Origin of the sequence: Mycobacterium sp. UM_CSW (assembly GCF_000455205.1) — a bacterium.
In the GTDB taxonomy this organism is placed as follows: Bacteria; Actinomycetota; Actinomycetes; order Mycobacteriales; family Mycobacteriaceae; genus Mycobacterium.
On the sequence record NZ_AUWQ01000074.1, the window covers coordinates 45,133 to 65,857 of the forward strand.

Below are 20,725 nucleotides of genomic sequence, written 5' to 3' on the forward strand. Positions count from 1 at the left end.
ACTTTTGAGGATTTCGTCAGATAGGTCTTGACGGCGCGGCCCGAGTATGTGACGATTTCGTCAGTTCCCTTGGAGATGGCGATGAACCTGACGAAAAACCCCCACCGAAATCTGCACAGCGAGAAAGGCGCGCTGCGCGGCGAGCACCCGGGCCGGTCCAGCAATCCGGTGATCAAGGTCGCCGACATCGCCTGGTTGGAGTTCGACAAGCCCGACCTGACCCGCGCCGAGGCGTTCGCCCGGGCCTTCGGCTTCCAGACCGCGCGGAACGACCCCGACGAGCTACACCTGCGCGGCACCCGCGCGGGCGGACCGTGCGTGATCCTGCGCCGGGGCCCGCGCACGCGCTTCACCGGCGTGGCCTTCCGGGCCTGCGACGAGGCCGACGTGCTGCGGCTCGCCGACACAACCGGTGCTCCCGTACGGGCGCTGCCGGAGACCATCGGCGGCCTGTCGGCCGACCTGGTCGATCCCAGCGGCATGCCGGTGCGCGTCGTCGCCGGCATGCACGAGTTGCCCGAGCTGCCCGGCCAGCCGGTACACGCTTTCAACTTCGGCTGCGGCGTGCGGCGGACCAACGCCGGCCAGCGTCCCCCGCGCGTGCCCGCACGCATCGAGCGGCTGGGGCACCTGGTGCTGCAGTCGACGAAGTATCTCGAGACGCTGAACTGGTACCTCGACAACCTGGGGATGATCGTCAGCGACTTTCTGTACTTCCCGGGCCAGCGCCGCCGCGGACCGACCATGAGCTTCATCCGCTGCGATCGAGGATCGACCCCCGCCGATCACCACACGCTGGCGCTGGCCCTCGGGCCGGCCAACCGTTACGTGCACTCGGCCTACCAGGTCAGCGACCTGGACGCGCTGGCCGCCGGCGGCGAATACCTCAAGGACCGTGGCTATGTCCGATCCTGGGGAATCGGCAGGCACATCCAGGGCAGTCAAATCTTCGACTACTGGCGCGATCCCGACGGATTCCTGGTCGAGCACTTCGCCGACGGCGACCTCTTCGACAACACCCTGGACCCGGGCTGGGCGGCCTTCACCGCGTCCGGACTGGCCCAGTGGGGGCCGCCGGCGACCAAGGACTTCCTCGGAACAGACCTGAAATCCGCGCGCCACGAAGTGATTTCGATGATCACCGCGCTACGCGCACGCAACGAATTCGATGTCAACCGCCTCGCCGGCCTACTGAAAGTACCCACCTCATGACAATTTCCGTGCTGCGCACCGCCTCTGAAGCCGGCCCCGCCTGGTGGCTCAAGACCCCGGACGGCGCCGTGAAGATCGACACCGACGCCACCAGTACCGCGGCCCTGCTGGCCGACCGCGCCGCCATCGCGGCCGCCGGCGGCGAGCCCGTCGCGCTGGACAGCCTGGCATTGGTCTCCCCCATCACCCGCCCGTGCCGGGTGATCGCGCAGATGACCAACTTCGCGTCGCACGTCAAGGATGCCGGCATGGACCCGGCGTCCATTCCGCTGACCTTCTTCCGCAAGGCGTCCGCGTCGATCACCGGTCCGTTCGACGAGATCGTCAAACCCCCGCACGTCAGGTTCCTCGACTACGAGGTGGAGATCGGGCTGGTCATTGGCCGCGAAGTCCCCATCGGCGCAACCATTTCCGAGGACAACCTCGCCGAATTCATCGCCGGGCTGGTGGTGACGAACGATGTTTCCGCGCGCGACATCCAGCTTCCCCAAACCCAGTTCTACGAGGCCAAGTCGTACCCGACGTTCACGCCGGTCGGTCCGGAGCTGGTGCTGCTGACCGCCGAGGAGCTCAACCGGTTCGGCGACCTGCGGCTGCGGCTGAGCGTCAACGGCCAGGAGCGGCAAAACGCGCTCGTCGAGGGCGACATGCTGTATCGGCCGCTGGAAGCGCTGCGATCGCTCACCCAGTTTCAGGAACTCGCTCCCGGCGACCTAGTGCTCACCGGCACCCCGGTCGGCACCGCGCTCAGCGCCCCGCCGAAGCCGGTGCAGATGATCTCGAACCTGTTGCCGCCCGCCGTGAAATGGAAGATGTTCTTCAAAGGTCAGGCCGGCAACCCCAAGTACCTCAACGACGGCGACGTCGTGGAGGCTTCGGTCGCGACCGACGACGGGGCCATCGACCTCGGCGCACAGCGCAACGAGGTTCGATTCAAATGAGCGACAACGTTGTTCCGCATGTTCCGGTGGTGATCGTCGGCGCCGGACCGACCGGGATCACGGCCGCCACCCTGCTGGCGCAGGGCGGGGTCGACAGCCTTATCCTCGACCGCTGGCCCGACGTGTACCCGCAGCCGCGGGCCGTGCACTTGGACGACGAGATCTATCGCATCATCGCGCGGCTCGGCATGGCCGACGAGTTCGCGACGATTTCGCGGCCCACCCTCGGATTGCGCTTGGTGGACAACCGGTTCCGGGTGCTCGGCGAGTTCCACCGCGAGCCCTCCCAGAGCCGGAACGGTTTTCCGCAGGCCAACATGTTCGACCAACCGGAGTTCGAGGCGCTGCTCCGCGCGAACCTCAAGCGGTATCCGAACGCCCAGTTGCGCGGGAATGTCGAGGTCACTGCAGTGAGCGACAGCGGACCGGGAGCCCGAGTCACGTTCACGGACACAACCGACGGCCGGGTGCACCACGTCGACGCGGACTACGTGTTGGGCTGCGACGGCGCCAAGAGCATCGTGCGCACCGAAATCGGCTCGGCCATGCGGGATTTGAAGTTTGAGCAGCGGTGGCTCGTGGTCGACATCGCCAGCGACTCCGACCTGCACCAATGGGACGGCGTCCACCAGGTGTGCGACCCGGTGCGCGCCGGGACCTACATGCGCATCGGAGCGGCCCGCTACCGGTGGGAGTTCCGATTGCTGGACGGCGAAAGCGCCGAGCAGTTCGGCACGTTGGAGTCATTGCGACCATTGATCGCGTCCTGGATCGCCGAGGTTGCCGACTCCGAGATGACGCTCTTGCGGGTTACGGAGTACACGTTCCGGGCGCAGATCGCGGATCGGTGGCGGCGCGGCAACGTCTTCATCCTCGGTGACGCGGCGCATCTCACTCCCCCGTTCATCGGACAGGGCTTGTGCGCCGGAATGCGGGACGCCGCCAACCTGGCCTGGAAGATCGCCGCGGTCCACAATGGCACCCTCGATGCAGGCGTTCTCGATTCCTATGAGCAGGAACGCAAGCCGCATACCCGGCACATGATCCACCTTGCGCTGGGCGTCGGCTGGGCGATGACCGGCGGCGGCCGCGCCGGCGATCTGGCGCGTCGCCTGGTGCTGCCCAGGCTGCGGCTGATCCCCGGCCTGCGCGACAAGGTGGTCGACTCGACGACACCGCCGCTGCGGGCTTCCGCGCTGGTGCGCAAATCCCGTCGGCCGCGCCAGCTCGCCGGCACTCTGTGCCCGAACCCGTTGCTGCCCAACGGTCAGCGGCTCGACGACGTCATCGGCGCCGGGTTCGCACTGATCACCACGAGTCTCCCCGGCGCCGAGGAGCAAGCGCTCCTCGGGCGCCGCGGCGTCGCCGTCGTGGTTGCCGAGCCCGGCGGCGGGCTCGACTCGTGGCTGCGCGGTGGCCGAGCCACGGCGGCGTTGGTGCGCCCGGACCGGACCGTCATGCGCGCGGGCCGCGACCAGGCGGCAATATGTGCGTGGGCCGCCACCGTCCTGCACGCCGGCTGAACTGCCGAGCAGACGCAGAATCGCACTGCGAGCGGGTTCCGCGTGCGAGTCTGCGTCTGCTCGCGGTAGGGAAGGCGCCGCGACAGCTATGCCGGCTTGGCGACGATCACCGGAATGCGGACCGAGTGCAGGAGCGTGTTGCTGACGGAGCCCAGCAGCACCCCTGTGAGACCGCCTCGGCCGTGGCTGCCCACGACGACAAGCTGCGCGGATTCGGCCGCTTCGATGAGGTGGTGCGCCGGCCGGTCGCGCACGATCACGCGTCGGACCGTCACGTCCGGATAGCGTTCGCCCCAGCCCGCCAGGGCTTCGCCGAGGCTGCGCTGCCCCTCCTCCTCCACGGTCGCCCAATCCAAGAACGGCACCTCGGTCGTGACGTCACTCCATGCGTGCAACGCGACCAGGTCAACGCCCCGACGAGACGCCTCGTCGAAAGCCAGCTCGGTTGCGTGTTCGGACGTCCGAGAGCCGTCGATGCCCACCAGGACGGGAGCGTCCTGGCCCGGTAGGTCCTCGTCACGGACGACCGCCACCGGACAACTGGCATGCCGCACTACGGTCGAGCTGACCGAACCGAGCACGCCGCGCGCCAACAAGCCCCGTCCGGAGGTGCCCACAACGACCATTTCGGCGTCATTGGACATTTCGATCAGGGTGGTCGCCGGGGCGGCATATACCAATTCCCGCCCGATGGCGACCTTTCCGTCCTCCGGCATCGCGTCCTCGGCGATCTTGATGGCGTGCATGATGGCCTTCTTGCCGTCGTCCTCCAGCCTTATCGCCAGGGACTCCGGGTACGGGACCGGCGGCCAGGTCGCGGTGGGCGTCGCCACCGCGTGGACGACGGTCAGCGGAACGTTCCTCATCGTCGCCTCGCGTGCCGCCCAGCACGCTGCGGTGTTCGCTGCGGGCGAGCCGTCGACCGCGACGACGATGCCCAGACGTTTCACGGATTCAGACACTTGGTTCTCCCTTCGTCACCAGCGACGCTATCGGGAGGCGGGGGTGTCGGTAGTGAGGCTTTAGTCCTCAACAACCTGGGACGGAGGACAGTCGGTGAAACCCATTGGGGCCGTTGGCTGACTCAGCCGACGAAAGTCGTCCAGCGGTAACCGCCCATTCATTCGTTAATCGGAGGCCGTTCAGGTTTGGCGACGCTGAAGCCGCGCGATGATCCAGAAGGGCAACGCCACGAAGACGGTGCCGCCGATCAGATTCCCCACGGTGGTGACACCGATGTTGGTGAGCAAGCCGTCGTGGCCGAAGCCCCAGCTGATGCCGGCGCGCGGTGCGGCGTGATGAAACAGATTGAGCAACAAGGGAAGCCCGAGAAAGCCGACGTTCGCGATCACGTGCTGGGTGCCGCCGATCACAAACGCGAACGGCCCGTAGAACGCGAATGCCATCCGCGCGACGTCGCTGCGGGCCTTGAAGAACATGCACATGGCGGTCTGCAGGAACCAGGTGCACACCACGGCCAGCAACAGCGCGGTGCCGACCGGCTGGCCGGCCTTCAGGGCGCCGACGGTTGCCGCGCGCTCGGCGAAGGCACCCAGATACGGCCCGCCGGCGGCACCGCAGAGCGTGACGAACACAAACGCACCGGCGATATTGCCGATGAGGCCGACGCCAACCAGCCACGCGTAGCCGCGAACGCTCATGGCGCGTTTCAGCACGGCTAGCAGCCCCGCGGCCATGTCCGCGGTGATCAGCGACATGCCCGACACCAGGATCAGCACGAAGGACATGCCGAACGCCAGGCCCATCAGCAGGCTCGCCACCCCCGGGGTTTTCACGCCGGTGCTCACGACCAGCGCGAGCAGCACCCCGAAGGCCACCATCGCGCCGCCGACCACGGAACGGACGAAGAACGCCAACGGATGTGCGGCCTTTTCCACCGCCATGGCGGCCACCCGGTCCACCATCGCGCCCACGCTCAGCGGCTCGAACGGATCCTCGGTGGGGCCCTTGGTCGCGGCGCCGGGCGTGCCGGAAGACAAGGAGAGCAGCGTGTCTCCCGCCGTGACTTGCCTTTCCAACTGCGGCGCTTGCGTGTCGATCGTCATTCGTGTCGGCCTTTCGGAAAGTCGTGGATCGCGTGGATGACCCCGGCAACGTGCTCGTCGCTGAGCTTCTCCCCCTCGAAAACGTGGTTGAGCAGGATCTTGAGGTCGAGCATCTGCTGCAGATAGACCAGGCACGGAGGGCAGTCATCGAGGTGCTTGGCGACGATCGGTCCCCATCCCGCGGGATCGGAATCGACGAGTTCGTCGACCAGCCGCACGAAGTCGACGCAGTCGATGGCGGGGACCGTGTGGTCGTAGACGGTCATCCTTGATACCGCCTTTCCAATTCATTTCGGAGGTTTCCACGGGCGCGATAGAGCAGGGCGCGCTGCGCCTCGGCGGACAGCTGAAGGATGCCGGCCGCCTCTTCGGCCGATGCGCCGACGAGGTCGCGCAGGATGATTAGTTGTTTCTGCCGCTCCGGCAACGCATCCAGCGCGGCGCGCACCAGCCCGACGAGTTCGCCTGCCACCGTTTGATCCTCGGGCAGGAAGCGATGCGACGGCGGCGAGCTCCAGTGCCCGGCGTCGGGGTGACCAACGGGGTGCATGCGACCCGCCAGTGGATCGATGGCTTCAGCGTCGGTGGCTGCCAGGACCTCGTGGTCGCGGATCCGTGACTCACGCCGCCGGTACCGCGATGCGGTGTTCTTGACGATCCCGAACAACCAGGTGCGCACCGAGGAACGGCCCTCGAACGAATCGGACGACTGCAGGACCTGCACCCACGCTTCCTGGACCGCTTCTTCGGCCACCGTCGTCGAATTGACCATGGTGCGAGCGAAGTTCACCATCGGCCGGTGGAAGTCGCGCACCAAACTGGCCAGCGGAATTCCGCCGACCAGGTGTTCAGACTCGGTGCCCTCGGGGGGCAGCGCGACCGGAGTCACCATCGACCCTCACTCAGGAGCATCTGGCGAGTTCCCAGCGCAGTTGCGCTTCCGACGGGGACTGCACGGGAATGAACGCTGCTTCCCGGTATCGGCGACTCGCCGAGGTCCTACTGGCGTAGCCCTTGCCCCCGGCGGTCCGGATCTCCAGATCGGCGCCGGCGCCGGCAAGTTCGGCTGCGGTGAGCCGCAGCGACAGCAGCTCTTTCTTCGTCGGCGTCTGTGACGTCTCAGCCCCGCCGACCGCTGCCGCCAACCTTGCCAGCGTCGCCTCCGCCGAGGCGAGCTTCTCCGCGACGCGTTCGACGTCTGCGGCGAATACAGCGTTGACCCCCGTCAGCCCCAGCCTGCTCTGCTCCACCGCGGCTCTCGTCAGCCCCAGGCACATGGCCGACTGCAACACAAGGAAGGTCGGGCGCACGGTACGCAGAAACCCATCGAAGTCGCGCGACAACACCTGCTGCACGGGAACGTACGCGGACTGCAGATTCAGATACGACGACGCCGTGCTCCCCAGCGCCAACAGGTCGAAGTGCTCCCCCACGACCACCCCGGGTGTGTCCAACGGCAGTGCCACGATGAGTTTTTCGCCGGCGTCGGTCCGCGCGGCGGTGACCATCGTCGAGTCCGGGTAGAGGTTGCTGGCCCACCTGATCGGACCGGACAATTCGTAACCGCCGCCGACCGGTGCGGCCGTAAGCTCCAGGCTGCCGCAGCCCGCCGCTTCCTTGAAGGCCGATGCCATGGCCGTGACCCCCGGCACGGTTCCGGCGATTAGCGGCCGCGCAGCCGCGATGCTGAAAGGGGTTGCGGCGCTGAGCAGATACTCCAAGGCCATTCGGTGCGCCCACACCGAGAAACCGGTGCTCATGCACTCCCCGGAGATCCGCCGCACGACGTCCGCCATCTCGGGCAGCCTGCCGTCGGCATTGCCCGGTGCGCCGATCCCCAGCAGGCCGGCCGCGCCGAGCGCGGCGAAACTGCGGCGCGCGTGATGCTCGCCGGCGTCCAACGCCCCGGCGTGGGCGCGGATGTCTTCCAGCAGTTCGACCTCCAGCCGGCGGACCGTAGGCCCCAACGTCGCCGTCATTTCGTCAATACCTTTGCCACAGTGAAACTTCCCGTCGGATGCCTATTCGGTGACCAGTGTCGAGTCCACGGTCACCGGGTTGCGGAACGTGCTGACCACCGGCGACCAGGCGATCGCGTTGTCGTGGATCTGTTTGAGGACCGCGTCGTCGGCATCGCCGGCGAGGGTGACTTTGCAGCGAACCGCGCTGAAGCCGAGGCGTTTGCCCTCCGGGGTGTCGCCGACCCCCCACACCGCGGAGATGTCGATGTCGCCCTCCATCTCGACCTGGATCTTGGTCAAGGTCACCCCGCGGTGGGTGGCGTTGGCGAGCAGGCCGACCGACACGCACGACCCCAGGGCCGCCAGGGCCGTTTCTGACGGGTTGGGCGCCGAGTCGTCGCCCAGCAGCGCCGGCGGTTCGCCCACCAGCATCGGCGCGAGACCGCGCACGTAGGTCATGTTGCGGAACCCCGCTTCACAGACCGTCTTCGCCTTCAGAGTCTTCTTGCCGGTGTCGGGGTTGGCCTTGGCATTACACGACAGCCGGTCGAGCCCTTCGGCATCGATGACGAGCGCGTCGGTCATGAACGTCCTCCGTTTCCCGCGAATGATTGCGTCTCCACGGATTTAGTGCGCTCCCGGAGCGATGCGTGACGGCGGGCGCGCTCGCCCCGCACCGGCGAGACGGCACGTCACTTGCCCGAAACAGCGCGGCCGCCGACGATCGCGCGCACCGGCGCGGTGTTGCCCGGATGAACCGACTCTGCCCGATGTCGTGGGCTTCCTCGGCCGGACATCGCCGCTCTGAGGTAGCTAGTTGGTGGGGGCGCCAGCATGCGTCGGGCAGGTCGGGCCCGCCGGTTGGGTTCGGCGCGCGAATAAAATCCCGCGGATCTTTTCCGTCGGAAGGTTCAGGGCCCGGGCGGTTGCGTGACGAAGTCGATGAGCTCCTCGACGCGGCCAATGAGCGCCGGTTCCAGGTCGTTCCAGTCGCGCACGGTCGAGCGGATGCGCCGCCACGCCCGGGCGATGTCGGCCTGGTTGGTATGCGGCAGGCCGAGCGCCGCGCAGCCGTGCTTCCACGCGACGTTCCGCGGAACCTCGGGCCAGGCCGCCAGGCCGAGCCGCTGCGGCTTCACGGCCTGCCAGATGTCGACGTAGGGGTGGCCGACGACCAGGGTGTCGCGGCCGCCCGGTCCCCGGCGTACCGCCTCGGCGATCCGGGTCTCCTTCGAACCCGCGACGAGGTGATCGACGAGCACGCCGAGCCGGCGTCCGGGGCCGGGCGCGAACTCGGCCACGATGCCCGCCAGATCGTCTATGCCACCGAGATGCTCGACGACGACGCCCTCGATGCGCAGGTCGTCGCCCCACACCTGCGCGATCAGTTCGGCGTCATGGCGGCCCTCGACGTAGATCCGGCCGGCCCGGGCGACCCGGGCACGCGCGCCGGGCACCGCGACGGAGCCGGACGCCGTCCTACCCGCTGCAGCGGGCGCCGCGCGGCGCGGCACGGTGAGGATCACCGGGCGTCCCTCGAGCAAAAAGCCTGGGCCGAGCGGAAAGCCGCGGGTGTGACCGTGCCGGTCCTCCAGGTAGACGCGGCCGTATTCGACCCGCACCACCGCCCCTACGTAGCCGGTTTCGACGTCCTCGACCACCAGGCCGAGCTCGGCCGGGTGCTCCGTGGAGCGGGGTTTGCGCCGACCCGAGGCGAGGACATCCGTTCCGTAGCGATCGACCACCCGGCAATACTAGGAAGCGTTGCGGCCAACCGGGGTTACGGCGCGCCAGCGGATCGCAGGACCACCGCGGACCGCGGCCCGACTTCTATCTGTTGCCCGGCGCGTCCGGTTCGCCCGGGGTCGAAGGAGTCGCACGCGATGTCCCACGGCAGGAGCGCAAGATCTGCCGGAACGGAGAAGGTCAACGGCTCCCACCAGGCGTTGACGAATACCAGGAAGTCATCGTCGACCATCGGGGTGCCATCGGGGGCGACGTCGGGATCCGTTGTGCCGTCGATGAACAACGCGATGCTGCGTGCGAGGGGATCCGCCCAGTCCTGGGGGGTCATATCGGCGCCGGCCGGCGTGAACCAGCGCAGGTCCGCCGCAGCCGGACCGATGAGGAAGCGGTGCCGGCGGAACACGGGATGACGGCGGCGCAGCGCGATGAGGTCGGTGGTGAACCCGATGAGGTCGTCGTCGCGCGCGGACCAGTCGAACCAGGTGATCTCGTTGTCCTGGCAGTAGGCGTTGTTGTTGCCGCGCTGGGTGCGGCCGAGTTCGTCGCCACCCAGCAGCATCGGGACCCCGCCGGACAGCAGCAGGGTCAGCAGGAACGCGCGCTGTTGGCGTGCGCGCAGGGCCAATACATCGGGATCGTCGGTCGCCCCCTCCACCCCGCAGTTCCATGACCGGTTGTCGTCGGTGCCGTCGCGGTTGTTTTCGCCGTTCGCCTCGTTGTGTTTCTGGTCGTAGGAGACGAGGTCGCGCAGCGTGAATCCGTCGTGCACGGTGACGAAGTTGACCGATGCACTCGGGCGTCGCCCCTCGGCACGATCGCCGTAGATGTCCGACGAGGCACACAGCCGGGACGCGAAGTCCGCCAGCAGCGCGTCGTGGCTGCGCCACCAGTCGCGAACGGTGTCGCGGAAGCGTCCGTTCCATTCGCTCCACAGCGGCGGAAATCGGCCCACCGCATAGCTGTCCATCTGACCGACGTCCCAGGGTTCGGCGATCAGCTTTGCCCGCGAAATCACCGGGTCTTGACCGATCACATCGAAGAAGGCGGACACCGGGTCGAAGGCGCCACCCCCGCGGCCGAGGGTGGCCGCCAGGTCGAACCGAAAGCCGTCAACGCCCATCTGCGACAACCAATAGCGAAGGGAGTCCATGATCAACCGCAGCGTCGTGGGGTTGCCGGTGTTCAACGAATTGCCGGTCCCGGTCGTGTCGTAGTAGCTGCTCTCCTCGCCCGGAACGAGCCGGTAGTAGGCGGGGTTATAGAGCCCGCGGAAGGACAGGGTGGGCCCGCCCGCTCCGCCCTCGGCCGTGTGGTTGAACACCACGTCGAGAATCACTTCCAAACCGGGCGGCGTGCAGCGCGTCGACCATTGCGCGAAATTCTTCGACTTCGGCGCCCGATTGGCCGGCGCGCGCCGCGGCAGAGTAGTTCGCCTGCGGCGCAAAGAACCCGATCGTGTTGTACCCCCAGTAGTTCGTCAGGCCCCGGTCGACGAGGAACTGCTCGGGCACGCTGCGATGGACGGGCAACAGTTCCACCGCGGTGACGCCAAGGTCGGTCAGGTGCTGAAGCGCCGCATCATGGGCAAGGCCCGCATAGGTACCGCGCAGTTCCTCGGGCACGCCGGGATGGCTTGCGGTGAATCCGCGAACGTGAACCTCGTAGAGAATGCTGTCGGCGAGCGCATGCTGGGGCTTGGGTGCGGTCAAGGGCGGGAGCGCCGCACAAACCAGGCTGCGCGGCACATGCTGTGCCGAGTCCAGAGGGCTTGGCGCCGCGGGATTTTCCAGCGAGTGACCGACGACCTCCGGTCCGAAGCGCACATCGCCCGCGATTGCGCGTGCGTAGGGGTCCAGCAGTAGCTTGGCCGGGTTGTAGCGCAGCCCGCGGCCGGGGTCGAAGGGGCCGCTGACCCGAAATCCGTAGGCCTGTCCTGGCGCGATACCCGGCACGAAGCCGTGCCAGACGTCGCCGTCGCGGTCGGGCATCACCAGCTGCGTCTCGGCTCCGTCAGCGTCGAACAGGCACAGTGTCACCTCGTCACCGCCGGATGCGACCGCAAAATTGGTGCCCCCGGCATCGGGTGTGGCGCCGAGCGCGTCGGGCCGGCCCGGCACGATTTTCGGTGTCATCATCCACTCCCCTGGGGTTGCCGAACCCCGAGTCGATCGGCACCGATCAGCACTCGTGTTACCAGGAAACCGAAGACGAATCCGCCGACGTGGGCGAAGAAAGCGACGCCGCTGCCGCCGGCCTTGGGTTGGACGAGCGAGGAGTTGCCCTCGAAAAACTGGTAGAGAAACCAGCCACCCAGGAACACCCAGGCGGGGATGCCGACCGGGATCCACCCGATGAAGGTGCTGATACGCGAGCTCGGGTAGAGGACCAGATAAGCGCCCAGCACGGCCGCGATCGCGCCGCTGGCACCGAGTGTCGGTACTCGCGCATCGGAGGCCGAGCCGAAGAACAGGGTCATGGCCGTCTGCGTCATGGTGGCGACGAACCCCCCGGCGAAGTACAGGAGTAGGTAGCCGAGCCGTCCGAAAGCATCCTCGACGTTCTTGCCGAAGATCAGCAGGAACAGCATGTTGCCGAGGATGTGATCCCAGCCGGCATGCAGGAACATCGCCGTGATCCAGCCGTACCCCCAGGGGACGCCGACGTGGCAGGCACCGTCGACGTTGCATGGATAAAACGACGCCCGGTCAATCGCGGCATCCCCGTTCGGCAATTCGTAGAACAGAAACACCGCGAAGTTGATCGCGATCAGCGTGGAGTTCACGATGGGAAACCTGCGGGCCGGGATACCGTCGGAATAGGGGATCATCCGGGCGACTCCCTTTGGCATTCGGCGCGGGTGCTGGCGTGACCATCGTCGCGCTCGGCCGCGCGATAGTCATTGTTATTAATAACAGCATCCGCGCCTCGCGCCTGTGCTGGTCCATAACGGCCAAAGCGTTAAGGATTCGGCCGTAAGCATGAGAAATCCATAAATTGTCGTAAGTAACTGCGTGGCCTTACCGGGCTGATTGCGTTGCCGCTGCTAGGTTGCTAAGTGCCGCTAATGCACAGCGTGTGGCGGTGAGCGAGGTGGACGTTATGGACCTGTCCCATTGGGTGTCGAGCATTGTCGCTTTTTTGCGCGCCGGGTACCCCACCGGCATGCCGGCGACCGGTTACGCGTCGCTGGCGGCTTTGTCGCACCGGCGCGTCTCGAACGACGAGATCAACACCATCACAAGAGAACTCATCATGCGTAGATGTGCGCCGATCAGCAGCGCCGACGTCGGGGTGGCGATCACGCACGTCACCAACGCGATGCCCTCCGACGACGACATCGCGCGCGTGCAGCGTCGGCTGCACGCGATCGGGTGCGCCAGCGCATAGCCGCTCAACAAATCCTTCGGCCATCGGTGCCGAAGAAGTGCAAGTGCCCGGGTTCGGGGTGTAGGCGCACGCGGCTGCCCTTTTCCGGTGGATGACGCCCGTCGGCGCGCGCGACGACAGGCTGGCTGATCACCTTGCCGGAACCCGTGATTCGGCCGTAGAGATAGGCGTCGGCCCCGAGCTCCTCGACCACGTCCACTTCCATCTCGACGCCGAGGCCGCCCAGTTCGAAGTGTTCGGGGCGGACCCCGACAACGATCTGGCCGACCTCGTCTGCGGCGCCGTCGATTTCGCGCGGCACCCGGATCGGCCAGTCCCCCAGCGACACCGAGGAGTCGACGACGGGGAGGGTGAACAGGTTCATCGCCGGGGACCCGATGAACCCCGCGACGAAGACGTTCTCGGGGTTGCGGTAGAGCTCGCGCGGTGTCGCAAACTGTTGCAGCACCCCATCGCACAGGACGGCGACCCGATCCCCCATGGTCATGGCCTCCACCTGGTCGTGGGTGACGTACACGGTGGTGGTGCCGAGCCGCCGCTGCAGCGCGGCGATCTGGTTGCGGGTCTGCACGCGCAGTTTGGCGTCGAGGTTGCTCAACGGCTCGTCCATCAGGAAGACCTGCGGGCGCCGCACGATCGCACGGCCCATCGCGACCCGCTGGCGCTGCCCGCCGGACAGGTCTTTGGGCTTGCGACCCAGATACGGCTGCAGGTCAAGCAGTTTCGCCGCGGCCAGCACCCGCTCGCTGATCTCGGCTTTCGGGGTTTTGGCGATCTTGAGCGCGAAGCCCATGTTCTGCGCCACCGTCATGTGCGGGTAGAGCGCGTAATTCTGAAAGACCATCGCCACGTCGCGGTCCTTGGGGTCGACGTTGGTGACGTCGCGGTCCCCGATCCGGATGCGCCCGGCGTCCAGCGTTTCCAGTCCGGCAACCATCCGCAGCGAGGTCGTCTTGCCGCAGCCGGACGGTCCGACCAGGACGACGAATTCGCCGTCGCCGACGTCGAGATCGAGGCCGTCCAGGGCGGGTCGATCCGTGCCCGGATAGCGCCGCGTCGCCTGCTCGAAACTGACCGATGCCATGGCTATCCGTTCATTCCGGTGACGGCGATGCCCCGGACGAAGGAGCGCTGGGCGAAGGCGTAGATGACGACCAGCGGCACCATGATCAGCATGGAGGTGGCCATGATCACCGGCCAGCGGGCGACGTATTCGCCGCGCAACCTGACCAGGCCGAGCGTCAGCGTCGCCAGGCTGTTGCGCTGAATCATCAGCAGCGGCCACAGGAAGTCGTTCCACACGTTGACCCAGGTGAGCACCGCGAGCACCAGCACCGCCGGCCTCGCGTGCGGCAGCAGGATGCGCCAGTAGATCTGCCATGGCGAACAACCGTCCAGGATCGCCGCCTCCTCGAGATCGGTTGGCAGCGTGCGGAAGAACTGCCGCATGAGATAGGTGCCGAAGGCGCTGCCGAACAAGCCCGGCACGATCATCGCCCACGGCGTGTCCACCCAACCCAGTGTCCGCATCAGGATGAACTGCGGGATCACCGTGACGGTCAGCGGAACCATCAGCGTGCCCAGGTACAGGACGAACAACGCCTCCCGGCCGCGAAACTGCAGTCGCGCGAACGCGTATCCGGCCAGCGAGCAGAAGAAGACCTGCCCGGCCGTGACGCATCCGGCGTACAGCACGGTGTTGAAAAACATGCGCCAGAACGGCATCAGCGAGAACACCTCGGTGTAGTTGGACCACCGCGGATGGGCCGGCAACAGCCTGGGCTCGGTCACCTCGCCTTCCCTTTTCAGTGAGCCGGACACGGCCCACGCGATCGGGAACAGCCAGCACCAGGCGATCGCGGTCAGCGCCGTGTACACGAGGACGGCGCGAAACACGTTGCGCTTGAACACCCGCTCAGCCAAGACCACCGGAAGCCTCCAAAGAACGCTGCCGCGCCAGGCGCAACTGCACCACGGTCAGCACCAGCAGGATCGCGAACATGACCCAGGCCAGCGCCGACGCGTAGCCGAATTCCAGGAACGAGAACGCGTGCTGGAACAGCATGATGCCCAGCACATAGGTGGCGCTTTCGGGCCCACCGTTCGCGCCGTTGAGGACGTAGACCATGTCAAACGCCTGGAACGCGTGGATGACCGAGATGACCACCACGAAAGAGATCGCCCCGCGGATCAGCGGCACCGTGATGAACACGAATTGCCGTGTCTCGCCCGCGCCGTCGATCCTGGCCGCCTCGTAGACGCTTTCGGGAACCCCCTGCATCGCCGCGAGCAGGATGACGGTGGCGAACGGCACGCTGCGCCAGACGCTGACGATGCATAACGAAGCCATGGCCCACTTGGGGTCGACCAGCCATGGGATCGGCCCGATCCCGACCCAGCCGAGCATGATGTTGAGCAACCCGTTGTCGGTGTTGAAGACGAACTGCCACACGACCGCCATCACCACCGACGAGATGGCCAGCGGCAGGAAGACGATCGTGCGGAAAACACCGATGCCCTTGACCTTTCGGTTCAGCACGCCGGCCACGACGAGGCTGACCAGGACGGTCGGCACGACGGTGCCGAGGGTGAAGATCACGGTGTTGCGGATGGCGATCAGAAACAGCGGGTCAGACGTGAACAGCTCTCGGAAGTTCTTGAAGCCCACGAATTTCGGCGGCCTGAAGACGTCCCACTGCTGAAAGCTCATGTAGAGCGAGAAGCCGAGCGGAAACAGCATGAACACCGCGACCGCGGCGAGGTTGGGCGCGACGAACAGGCGACCGGCGCGGGCGCGTCGCCGGGAGGGACCGGACGCCGATGTCATGAGGTGCGCAGCACGTCGTCGAGCGAGGGCGGCAGCGCGGTCAGCGACGTCGCCGGCCGGGATCCTCGCAGCACGGGCCCGAAGTCGCGGTCCATCAGGGCAACGATCTTTTCCCACGCTGGGGTAACCGGCAACCCGTCGGAATACGCCGGCCCCTGGGTGAGCACGGCGAGATTGTCGATTCTGTGGTGTGATTCGGCGAATCCGGTTGAGTTGAGCGCCGAGCGCAGCACCGGCACGAACAACGTGGATTCACCGGTCAACGCCTGGCCAACCGGACCGGTCGCGAATTTCACGAACTCCCATGCCTGCTCCTTTCGCGGACTGCTCGCGGAGATGGCCAGCCCGGTGGAACCGATATTGGAGCGCGCCGACTGCCCCTGCCGGCGCGGCCCCACTGGCAACGGGGTGACGTCGAAATCCAGGCCGTCGGCTCGAAGAAACGTCTGGTATCGCCAGTGGCCACCCAGCCCGATCGCCGCTTTGCCCGCCGCGAACAGGTCCGGGGTGGACATCGATTGCACCTCGGATGCGTCCGGCGCGACCCGGTGTTTGTTTGACAGGTCGGCGTAGAACTGCACCGCCTCGATGAAGGCGTCGTCGCCGAAGTTGAAGTGGGTCGGGTTCTTCAGCGGGGTGGCCCACGGCACGCCGTTGTTCATGGCGAACAGCCCGGCCGAGTAGTACGAGAACCACATGTTGACGAAGCCCCACTGCGTGGCGCGCCCGGAACCACCCCGCTTGGTGAGAGCGGTCGCGGTATTCAGAAATTCTTCGAAACTCCACGCCCGCTCCCAGGTTCCGGGTGGCGCCGGCAGCCCGGCCTCGGCGAAAAGCCGTTTGTTGTAGAAGAGGTAGTTTCCGGACCACTGTTCCGGGAGCGCGTACTGGCCACCCTCGAACGCGAAGGTGTCATATAGCGACGGGATGCTGTCCGACTTCAGTTCCGCCGCGAAACTTGGATCTCGAGTCAGCATGGTGTTGAGGTCGAGCAAAACGCCCCGGGCGGCCAGTTCGGCGTAGGTCAATTCCCACGCCATCATCACATCCGGACACTTGCCGCCCGCGCAAAAGGTTGATAGCTGCTGCATCACGCCCGGAGCGGATAACACCGCCCGAACCTTGATGTCGGGGTGGCGGCGCTGAAACTCCTCGACGATGCGCATCCTGCGATCTCGCTCGTCCGGGTTCGCCGCGAAGAAGAAAGTCAGCGCGTCGTCGTCGGGGGCGCAGCCGGCCGCCCAGGGCGTCAGCGAGACCGCGGTGAGCGCACCGGCTCCCCGCAGCAGGCTTCGCCGGCCGAACGGCTTATCGAGCATGGTGCTCCCGATGTTGCCCGTTAGCGGCCCCCGGCGCGGGCCGTTTGGGATCGCCCTGGCGCCCGATCGGGCTGAGGTGTTGGCGCGGCGGCTCACTCGGCAGCGCGAGAACGGCCCGGCGCAGCCGGTCGGGGTCGCCGGTGATGTCGATGCTGTGGATGCGGTTGTCAGGGCCGACGCCGATCCGAAGCATGGCCAGCGCGCGACCGCGGGGTGCGAGGACGATGCCCGGGACGCCGTCGATGAGCAGCACCACGCCCGTCCGCGCGCGGCGGGTGAAGCGGCGGGTTTCCTCGGCGACCTCCCTCGCCCCGCGCACTTCGGTGGGCACGTCAGCGGGGACCAGCGCCGCATCGACCCGGCGCACCACGTCGGGCGCCAGCACCTCGAGCAGGGCGGCGATATCGCCGCCGCGCGACGCCGCCAGAAACGCCTCGACGACCGCTTGGTGCTCGACCGCACGGGCCGGTTCGATCGCCGGACGGGCGTGCAGGCGTGCCCGGGCCCGGCTTGCCAGCTTCTTCGCCGCGGCCGGCGAGCGGTCCAGGAGGCCGGCGACCTCCTCGAACGGCATGGCGAACACGTCGTGCAGCACGAACGCCACCCGCTCCGCGGGTGAGAGCCGGTCGAGCACGACGAGCATGGCGCTGCCGACCGAGTCCGCGAGCAGCGCGTCCTCGTCCGCCGGGGCCGCCGCGGCCCCGTTAAGCCGGTCGAGCTCGGTGGGATCGCCGAACGGTCGCTCGGCGCGCCGCCCCCGCGCCCGGAGCTGGTCGATGGCCGCGTGGGCGGTGACCGTGGTGAACCAGCCGGTCAGGTTGCGGATGCCGTCAAAAGCCGTGCCGCTGGCCTTCAGCCACGCCGACTGGACGGCGTCGTCGGCGTCGGCCACGGAGCCGAGCAGCTGAAACGCGACCGACCTCAGGTGTCGTCGGTCCGCGTCGAACCGCTGGGCGAGATCCGCCAGATCCTTTGGTGCGCTCATGGGTCACCTTTTCCGCGCGGGAGTCGTCAAGACGGTGAACGCATCCATCGAACTCTCTGTCGCAAAGGAGACCAGCACTATGACCCTACCGATTGTGCGCCGTGACGCGCGGTGCGGCCATCCGGCTCGCCGCCGCGGAAAAACCATGTAGGACAAGGGGTTGGAGCAGATGACGAACATCCATACCACGTACATCGTGATCACGCTGACAACCGCCGTCGTCACCGCCGCAGTCGCGGTGGCCGACCTGATTCCCGCCGGATTCGTCCTGGCGAACTCGGCCGAGGTGGGGGTGCCGCGCTCGTGGCTGCGGCCACTGGCGGTGATCAAGCTGGCCGGGGCCGCCGGGCTGGTGGTCGGGCTGGTGGGCCTGCGCGCGTTGGGGATTGCGGCCGCCATCGGCCTGGTGCTGTTCTTCGTCGGCGCGGTGGTTACTCACCTGCGGGCGCGCGTCTTCTACAACATCGCGTTTCCCGGCGCCTACCTGTGCCTGTCGGCGGCCACGCTGGCGTTGATGATGGCGCGCTGAACCCTGCTAGGCGGGCAACCGGTCCTTGATGAGCTGGTCTTGCCTGCGGGCCATGTCGAGCACGACGTCGCGCGGGGCGGGATCGTTCGGCGCGCTGTCGAACTCCAGGTCGACGCCCACCCTCCCCTCGGCGAACGTCACATACGTCACCGATTTGGAGTTGTCGGGCGACGTCCCCACCGCGATCAGGCCGTTGGTCCCGACCTCGAACGGCTGCGGGGCACCGGTCACGTATTTGCCGTAGGACGACGCGCGCTCCTTCGCCTGTTGCGCGGCGGTCGCCGGATCGGTGAACACCACGACGAGGTCGTCGATGCTGCGCGTCCGATCCGGGTTGGCGTACGTCACGCCGGCTCCGGCGATACCGCCGGGGTTCTGCACGGGGGGTGCGGTAGTCGCGGTGTCGGGTCCGATATCGCTCGCCTGCAACAGCAGGTAGGTGTAGTCGCCCAGCGGTGCAACGCCGGACGGCGTGCTCGACGTGGCGGTCGATGTCGCCGAACTCGACGACGTCGTGGTGGACGACGTCGGCTTGGAGCTCGACGAGGAAGATGTCGTGGTGGTGACCGTGCAGGCCGTCCCCACCGTCAGGACGGCGGTGAATGCAACTCCCACGCCGACGATCCGCACCACACCCATTGCCCGCCTCCATTCAGTGACAGCTATTTCTACGGCAGTATCACTTGCCTGGCAAGACATAGAAGCATCCGGCACTGGCTAACTTCGACGGTCCGGGGAAGGTCGGAGTCCTCAGGCGGGAAAGTACCGGATCCGGTCGATCGCGTTTCCCGGCCAGGCCACGTCCACGAGCACGACGCCGCGCCCGTGGGCCGAGCTGACCGAGACCGCGACAGTGGTCCCGGCGCCGATCACCTTGGCCCAGGCGGCCCCGTCGAGCTGTTCGGAGAGCTCGGCGAGATCGAGCCGGTCATTGTCGCCCAAAGTTATTGCGGCCCTTGGCGACAGCGCACGCAGAGCCGCGGATTCCTCCTTCCGGGCGACCGCGCCGAGGAATTCCTCCGCCAGTCGCTTCCGCCGCGCACCGGGGCGGCGGAATCCGGCCAGGAAGCCCGCCGTCCCCCCGAATCCCTGATTCGCCAACAAATCACGCGACAGCGCCACAGCGGGCGACGCCGCCCGCGACCCGGCCCGCAGGAACTGCAGCATCATCGCCGGCAATTCCCAGTAAGCCCGCAATTGCGCAATCTTCCACTGGCCGTTGTCTTCTCGAAGGTCGTAACGCAGGAAGGCGGGTATGTACATCGTCACGTTCGAGGTCACGTTCGAGGTCACCCGCGAGCCCATCGACACCTCGAGCTCGAGGTCGCGCAGCACCGCGGTGCCCACCACGACGTCGAGGTCGCGGTGGAACTTGATGTCGCGCGGGCCGATGAAGGTGTCGTAGAAGCGGCCGATCTGCGAATGCCCCACGTGCGGGCGCGATCCCACCGGGTCTTCGATGCGGCCGTCGCCGGTGAACAGCCCCACCCATTCGGCGCGGTCGTGCGCCGCGGCGGCCTGCGGCGAGCGCTCCACCGCGGCGAGCAGGTGCTGGCGATCCAGTGGCACCACCATTACGGGCCGCCCACCAGCTCGATGCCGAGGGTTCGCATCTCCCCCAACGCTTGCGCTGCCGAGTCGGGCGCCACGGCCGCGGTCAGATCCACCAGCACCCGGGTGGTCAGGCCGGCCCTCGCCGCGTCCTCGGCGGTCCGCCGCACGCAGTGATCGGTGGCGATGCCGACCACGTCGACCTCGTCGACCCCGCGCCGGCGCAGCCACTCGAGCAGCGGGGTCCCCTCGTCGTCGACGCCCTCGAAGCCGCTGTACGCCGCGGCGTAGTCGCCCTTGCGGAACACCGCCTCGACGCGGCGGGTGTCGAGGCCGGCGTGAAAGTCCGCGCCGCGGCTGTCCGCGACGCAATGCGGGGGCCACGACGACCGGTAGTCCGGGCGGTCGGAGAAATGGTCGCCGGGATCGATGTGGAAGTCCGCGGTCGCGACGACGTGGTCGTAACCGGGCTCGCCGGCGAGGTACCCGGTGATGGCGGAAGCCAACGCCGCACCGCCGTCCACCGCCAGCGAGCCGCCCTCGCAGAAGTCGTTTTGCACGTCGACGACGATCAACGCCCGCACGCGCTCCACCCTATCGCCGGGCCGAACGCGACGGCCGCGAGCAGGGCCTTTGACTGGGCGCGGCTCCCGGCGGTTTGCCGCCCGGTCGGCCGGG

23 protein-coding genes are annotated in these 20,725 nt (G+C 67.4%); 5 read left to right on the top strand and 18 right to left on the bottom strand.

Going from position 1 to position 20,725, the window contains the following annotated elements; all coding sequences use genetic code 11:
- Positions 1 to 81 precede the first annotated feature (81 nt).
- From N415_RS23100 to N415_RS23110, 3 genes are read left to right on the top strand one after another with little or no spacing between them, the layout of a single operon-like run.
- Positions 82 to 1,212: a VOC family protein gene (locus tag N415_RS23100; RefSeq protein ID WP_068187191.1), complete on the top strand. Its 1,131-nt coding sequence runs from the start codon at positions 82 to 84 to the stop codon at positions 1,210 to 1,212.
- Positions 1,209 to 2,153, top strand: coding sequence for a fumarylacetoacetate hydrolase family protein (locus N415_RS23105; protein ID WP_068187078.1), 945 nt, complete (start codon positions 1,209 to 1,211; stop codon positions 2,151 to 2,153). Before N415_RS23100 ends, N415_RS23105 begins: the two co-directional genes overlap by 4 nt.
- A complete protein-coding gene (locus tag N415_RS23110) occupies positions 2,150 to 3,676 on the top strand; it encodes a bifunctional 3-(3-hydroxy-phenyl)propionate/3-hydroxycinnamic acid hydroxylase (RefSeq protein WP_068187080.1) in 1,527 nt (508 codons plus the stop codon). The genes N415_RS23105 and N415_RS23110 overlap by 4 nt, the downstream gene beginning before the upstream one ends.
- Before the next feature lie 86 nt (positions 3,677 to 3,762).
- Here the strand turns inward: N415_RS23110 and N415_RS23115 are convergent, their stop codons facing one another.
- The 10 genes from N415_RS23115 to N415_RS23155 form a co-directional block, all read right to left on the bottom strand.
- Complete coding sequence (locus N415_RS23115; protein WP_068187082.1) at positions 3,763 to 4,638, bottom strand: universal stress protein; 876 nt, start codon at positions 4,636 to 4,638, stop codon at positions 3,763 to 3,765.
- 180 nt (positions 4,639 to 4,818) lie between these two features.
- Positions 4,819 to 5,742: a formate/nitrite transporter family protein gene (locus N415_RS23120; protein ID WP_068187086.1), complete on the bottom strand. Its 924-nt coding sequence runs from the start codon at positions 5,740 to 5,742 to the stop codon at positions 4,819 to 4,821.
- Positions 5,739 to 6,008, bottom strand: coding sequence for a hypothetical protein (locus N415_RS23125; protein WP_068187088.1), 270 nt, complete (start codon positions 6,006 to 6,008; stop codon positions 5,739 to 5,741). Before N415_RS23125 ends, N415_RS23120 begins: the two co-directional genes overlap by 4 nt.
- On the bottom strand, positions 6,005 to 6,634 hold the full coding sequence (locus tag N415_RS23130; RefSeq protein ID WP_068187090.1) for an RNA polymerase sigma factor: 630 nt from the start codon (positions 6,632 to 6,634) through the stop codon (positions 6,005 to 6,007). Before N415_RS23130 ends, N415_RS23125 begins: the two co-directional genes overlap by 4 nt.
- A gap of 10 nt (positions 6,635 to 6,644) precedes the next feature.
- Positions 6,645 to 7,721, bottom strand: a complete 1,077-nt coding sequence (locus N415_RS23135) for an acyl-CoA dehydrogenase family protein (protein WP_068187093.1) — start codon at positions 7,719 to 7,721, stop codon at positions 6,645 to 6,647.
- Positions 7,722 to 7,763: 42 nt separating this feature from the next.
- Complete coding sequence (locus tag N415_RS23140) at positions 7,764 to 8,288, bottom strand: OsmC family protein (RefSeq protein ID WP_068187094.1); 525 nt, start codon at positions 8,286 to 8,288, stop codon at positions 7,764 to 7,766.
- A 326-nt stretch (positions 8,289 to 8,614) separates the two neighbouring features.
- Positions 8,615 to 9,448: a DUF3097 domain-containing protein gene (locus N415_RS23145; protein ID WP_068187097.1), complete on the bottom strand. Its 834-nt coding sequence runs from the start codon at positions 9,446 to 9,448 to the stop codon at positions 8,615 to 8,617.
- A gap of 35 nt (positions 9,449 to 9,483) precedes the next feature.
- Positions 9,484 to 10,770 (bottom strand): hypothetical protein, encoded by a 1,287-nt coding sequence (locus N415_RS33390; protein WP_343203465.1) that lies wholly within the window; start codon positions 10,768 to 10,770, stop codon positions 9,484 to 9,486.
- Complete coding sequence (locus N415_RS33395; RefSeq protein ID WP_343203466.1) at positions 10,706 to 11,581, bottom strand: hypothetical protein; 876 nt, start codon at positions 11,579 to 11,581, stop codon at positions 10,706 to 10,708. Before N415_RS33395 ends, N415_RS33390 begins: the two co-directional genes overlap by 65 nt.
- Complete coding sequence (locus N415_RS23155; RefSeq protein WP_068187098.1) at positions 11,581 to 12,276, bottom strand: rhomboid family intramembrane serine protease; 696 nt, start codon at positions 12,274 to 12,276, stop codon at positions 11,581 to 11,583. Before N415_RS23155 ends, N415_RS33395 begins: the two co-directional genes overlap by 1 nt.
- Before the next feature lie 272 nt (positions 12,277 to 12,548).
- Between N415_RS23155 and N415_RS23160 the strand changes: the two genes are divergently transcribed.
- Positions 12,549 to 12,836 carry a DUF3349 domain-containing protein gene (locus N415_RS23160; RefSeq protein ID WP_068187193.1) on the top strand — a complete coding sequence of 96 codons (288 nt, stop codon included), beginning with the start codon at positions 12,549 to 12,551 and terminating at the stop codon, positions 12,834 to 12,836.
- A 4-nt stretch (positions 12,837 to 12,840) separates the two neighbouring features.
- Here the strand turns inward: N415_RS23160 and ugpC are convergent, their stop codons facing one another.
- The 5 genes from ugpC to N415_RS23185 are packed head-to-tail and all read right to left on the bottom strand — an operon-like array spanning position 12,841 to position 17,967.
- Positions 12,841 to 13,920 carry a sn-glycerol-3-phosphate ABC transporter ATP-binding protein UgpC gene (ugpC, locus tag N415_RS23165; protein WP_068187101.1) on the bottom strand — a complete coding sequence of 360 codons (1,080 nt, stop codon included), beginning with the start codon at positions 13,918 to 13,920 and terminating at the stop codon, positions 12,841 to 12,843.
- 2 nt (positions 13,921 to 13,922) lie between these two features.
- Positions 13,923 to 14,765, bottom strand: a complete 843-nt coding sequence (locus N415_RS23170; protein WP_068187103.1) for a carbohydrate ABC transporter permease — start codon at positions 14,763 to 14,765, stop codon at positions 13,923 to 13,925.
- Positions 14,752 to 15,663: a sugar ABC transporter permease gene (locus tag N415_RS23175; RefSeq protein ID WP_068187105.1), complete on the bottom strand. Its 912-nt coding sequence runs from the start codon at positions 15,661 to 15,663 to the stop codon at positions 14,752 to 14,754. The genes N415_RS23170 and N415_RS23175 overlap by 14 nt, the downstream gene beginning before the upstream one ends.
- Positions 15,660 to 16,982 (bottom strand): sugar ABC transporter substrate-binding protein, encoded by a 1,323-nt coding sequence (locus N415_RS23180; protein WP_068187110.1) that lies wholly within the window; start codon positions 16,980 to 16,982, stop codon positions 15,660 to 15,662. The genes N415_RS23175 and N415_RS23180 overlap by 4 nt, the downstream gene beginning before the upstream one ends.
- The gene (locus N415_RS23185; protein ID WP_068187116.1) at positions 16,972 to 17,967 is read right to left on the bottom strand and encodes a sigma-70 family RNA polymerase sigma factor; all 996 of its coding nucleotides are present in this window, start codon (positions 17,965 to 17,967) and stop codon (positions 16,972 to 16,974) included. The genes N415_RS23180 and N415_RS23185 overlap by 11 nt, the downstream gene beginning before the upstream one ends.
- Before the next feature lie 178 nt (positions 17,968 to 18,145).
- On the opposite strand from N415_RS23185, the gene N415_RS23190 reads away from it, so the two are divergent.
- Entirely contained in the window at positions 18,146 to 18,496 is a 351-nt protein-coding gene (locus N415_RS23190) for a DoxX family protein (RefSeq protein ID WP_068187194.1), read from the top strand.
- 6 nt (positions 18,497 to 18,502) lie between these two features.
- Here the strand turns inward: N415_RS23190 and N415_RS32005 are convergent, their stop codons facing one another.
- The 3 genes from N415_RS32005 to pncA form a co-directional block, all read right to left on the bottom strand.
- Complete coding sequence (locus N415_RS32005; protein ID WP_068187117.1) at positions 18,503 to 19,135, bottom strand: hypothetical protein; 633 nt, start codon at positions 19,133 to 19,135, stop codon at positions 18,503 to 18,505.
- 111 nt (positions 19,136 to 19,246) lie between these two features.
- The gene (locus N415_RS23200) at positions 19,247 to 20,071 is read right to left on the bottom strand and encodes a ketosteroid isomerase family protein (protein WP_068187120.1); all 825 of its coding nucleotides are present in this window, start codon (positions 20,069 to 20,071) and stop codon (positions 19,247 to 19,249) included.
- Positions 20,071 to 20,631 (bottom strand): pyrazinamidase PncA, encoded by a 561-nt coding sequence (gene pncA, locus N415_RS23205; protein WP_081665457.1) that lies wholly within the window; start codon positions 20,629 to 20,631, stop codon positions 20,071 to 20,073. Before pncA ends, N415_RS23200 begins: the two co-directional genes overlap by 1 nt.
- Positions 20,632 to 20,725: the final 94 nt, after the last annotated feature.

Bases quoted from the DNA above. Each gene is read 5' to 3' on its own strand.
- ugpC (WP_068187101.1), bottom strand. From the start codon at position 13,920: ATGGCATCGGTCAGTTTCGAGCAGGCGACGCGGCGCTATCCGGGCACG.
- N415_RS23180 (WP_068187110.1), bottom strand. From the start codon at position 16,982: ATGCTCGATAAGCCGTTCGGCCGGCGAAGCCTGCTGCGGGGAGCCGGT.
- N415_RS23160 (WP_068187193.1), top strand. From the start codon at position 12,549: ATGGACCTGTCCCATTGGGTGTCGAGCATTGTCGCTTTTTTGCGCGCC.
- N415_RS23185 (WP_068187116.1), bottom strand. From the start codon at position 17,967: ATGAGCGCACCAAAGGATCTGGCGGATCTCGCCCAGCGGTTCGACGCG.
- N415_RS23125 (WP_068187088.1), bottom strand. From the start codon at position 6,008: ATGACCGTCTACGACCACACGGTCCCCGCCATCGACTGCGTCGACTTC.
- N415_RS23120 (WP_068187086.1), bottom strand. From the start codon at position 5,742: ATGACGATCGACACGCAAGCGCCGCAGTTGGAAAGGCAAGTCACGGCG.
- N415_RS23200 (WP_068187120.1), bottom strand. From the start codon at position 20,071: ATGGTGGTGCCACTGGATCGCCAGCACCTGCTCGCCGCGGTGGAGCGC.
- N415_RS33395 (WP_343203466.1), bottom strand. From the start codon at position 11,581: ATGACACCGAAAATCGTGCCGGGCCGGCCCGACGCGCTCGGCGCCACA.
- N415_RS23130 (WP_068187090.1), bottom strand. From the start codon at position 6,634: ATGGTGACTCCGGTCGCGCTGCCCCCCGAGGGCACCGAGTCTGAACAC.
- N415_RS23135 (WP_068187093.1), bottom strand. From the start codon at position 7,721: ATGACGGCGACGTTGGGGCCTACGGTCCGCCGGCTGGAGGTCGAACTG.
- N415_RS23100 (WP_068187191.1), top strand. From the start codon at position 82: ATGAACCTGACGAAAAACCCCCACCGAAATCTGCACAGCGAGAAAGGC.
- N415_RS32005 (WP_068187117.1), bottom strand. From the start codon at position 19,135: ATGGGTGTGGTGCGGATCGTCGGCGTGGGAGTTGCATTCACCGCCGTC.
- N415_RS23155 (WP_068187098.1), bottom strand. From the start codon at position 12,276: ATGATCCCCTATTCCGACGGTATCCCGGCCCGCAGGTTTCCCATCGTG.
- N415_RS23105 (WP_068187078.1), top strand. From the start codon at position 1,209: ATGACAATTTCCGTGCTGCGCACCGCCTCTGAAGCCGGCCCCGCCTGG.
- N415_RS23175 (WP_068187105.1), bottom strand. From the start codon at position 15,663: ATGACATCGGCGTCCGGTCCCTCCCGGCGACGCGCCCGCGCCGGTCGC.
- N415_RS23110 (WP_068187080.1), top strand. From the start codon at position 2,150: ATGAGCGACAACGTTGTTCCGCATGTTCCGGTGGTGATCGTCGGCGCC.
- N415_RS23140 (WP_068187094.1), bottom strand. From the start codon at position 8,288: ATGACCGACGCGCTCGTCATCGATGCCGAAGGGCTCGACCGGCTGTCG.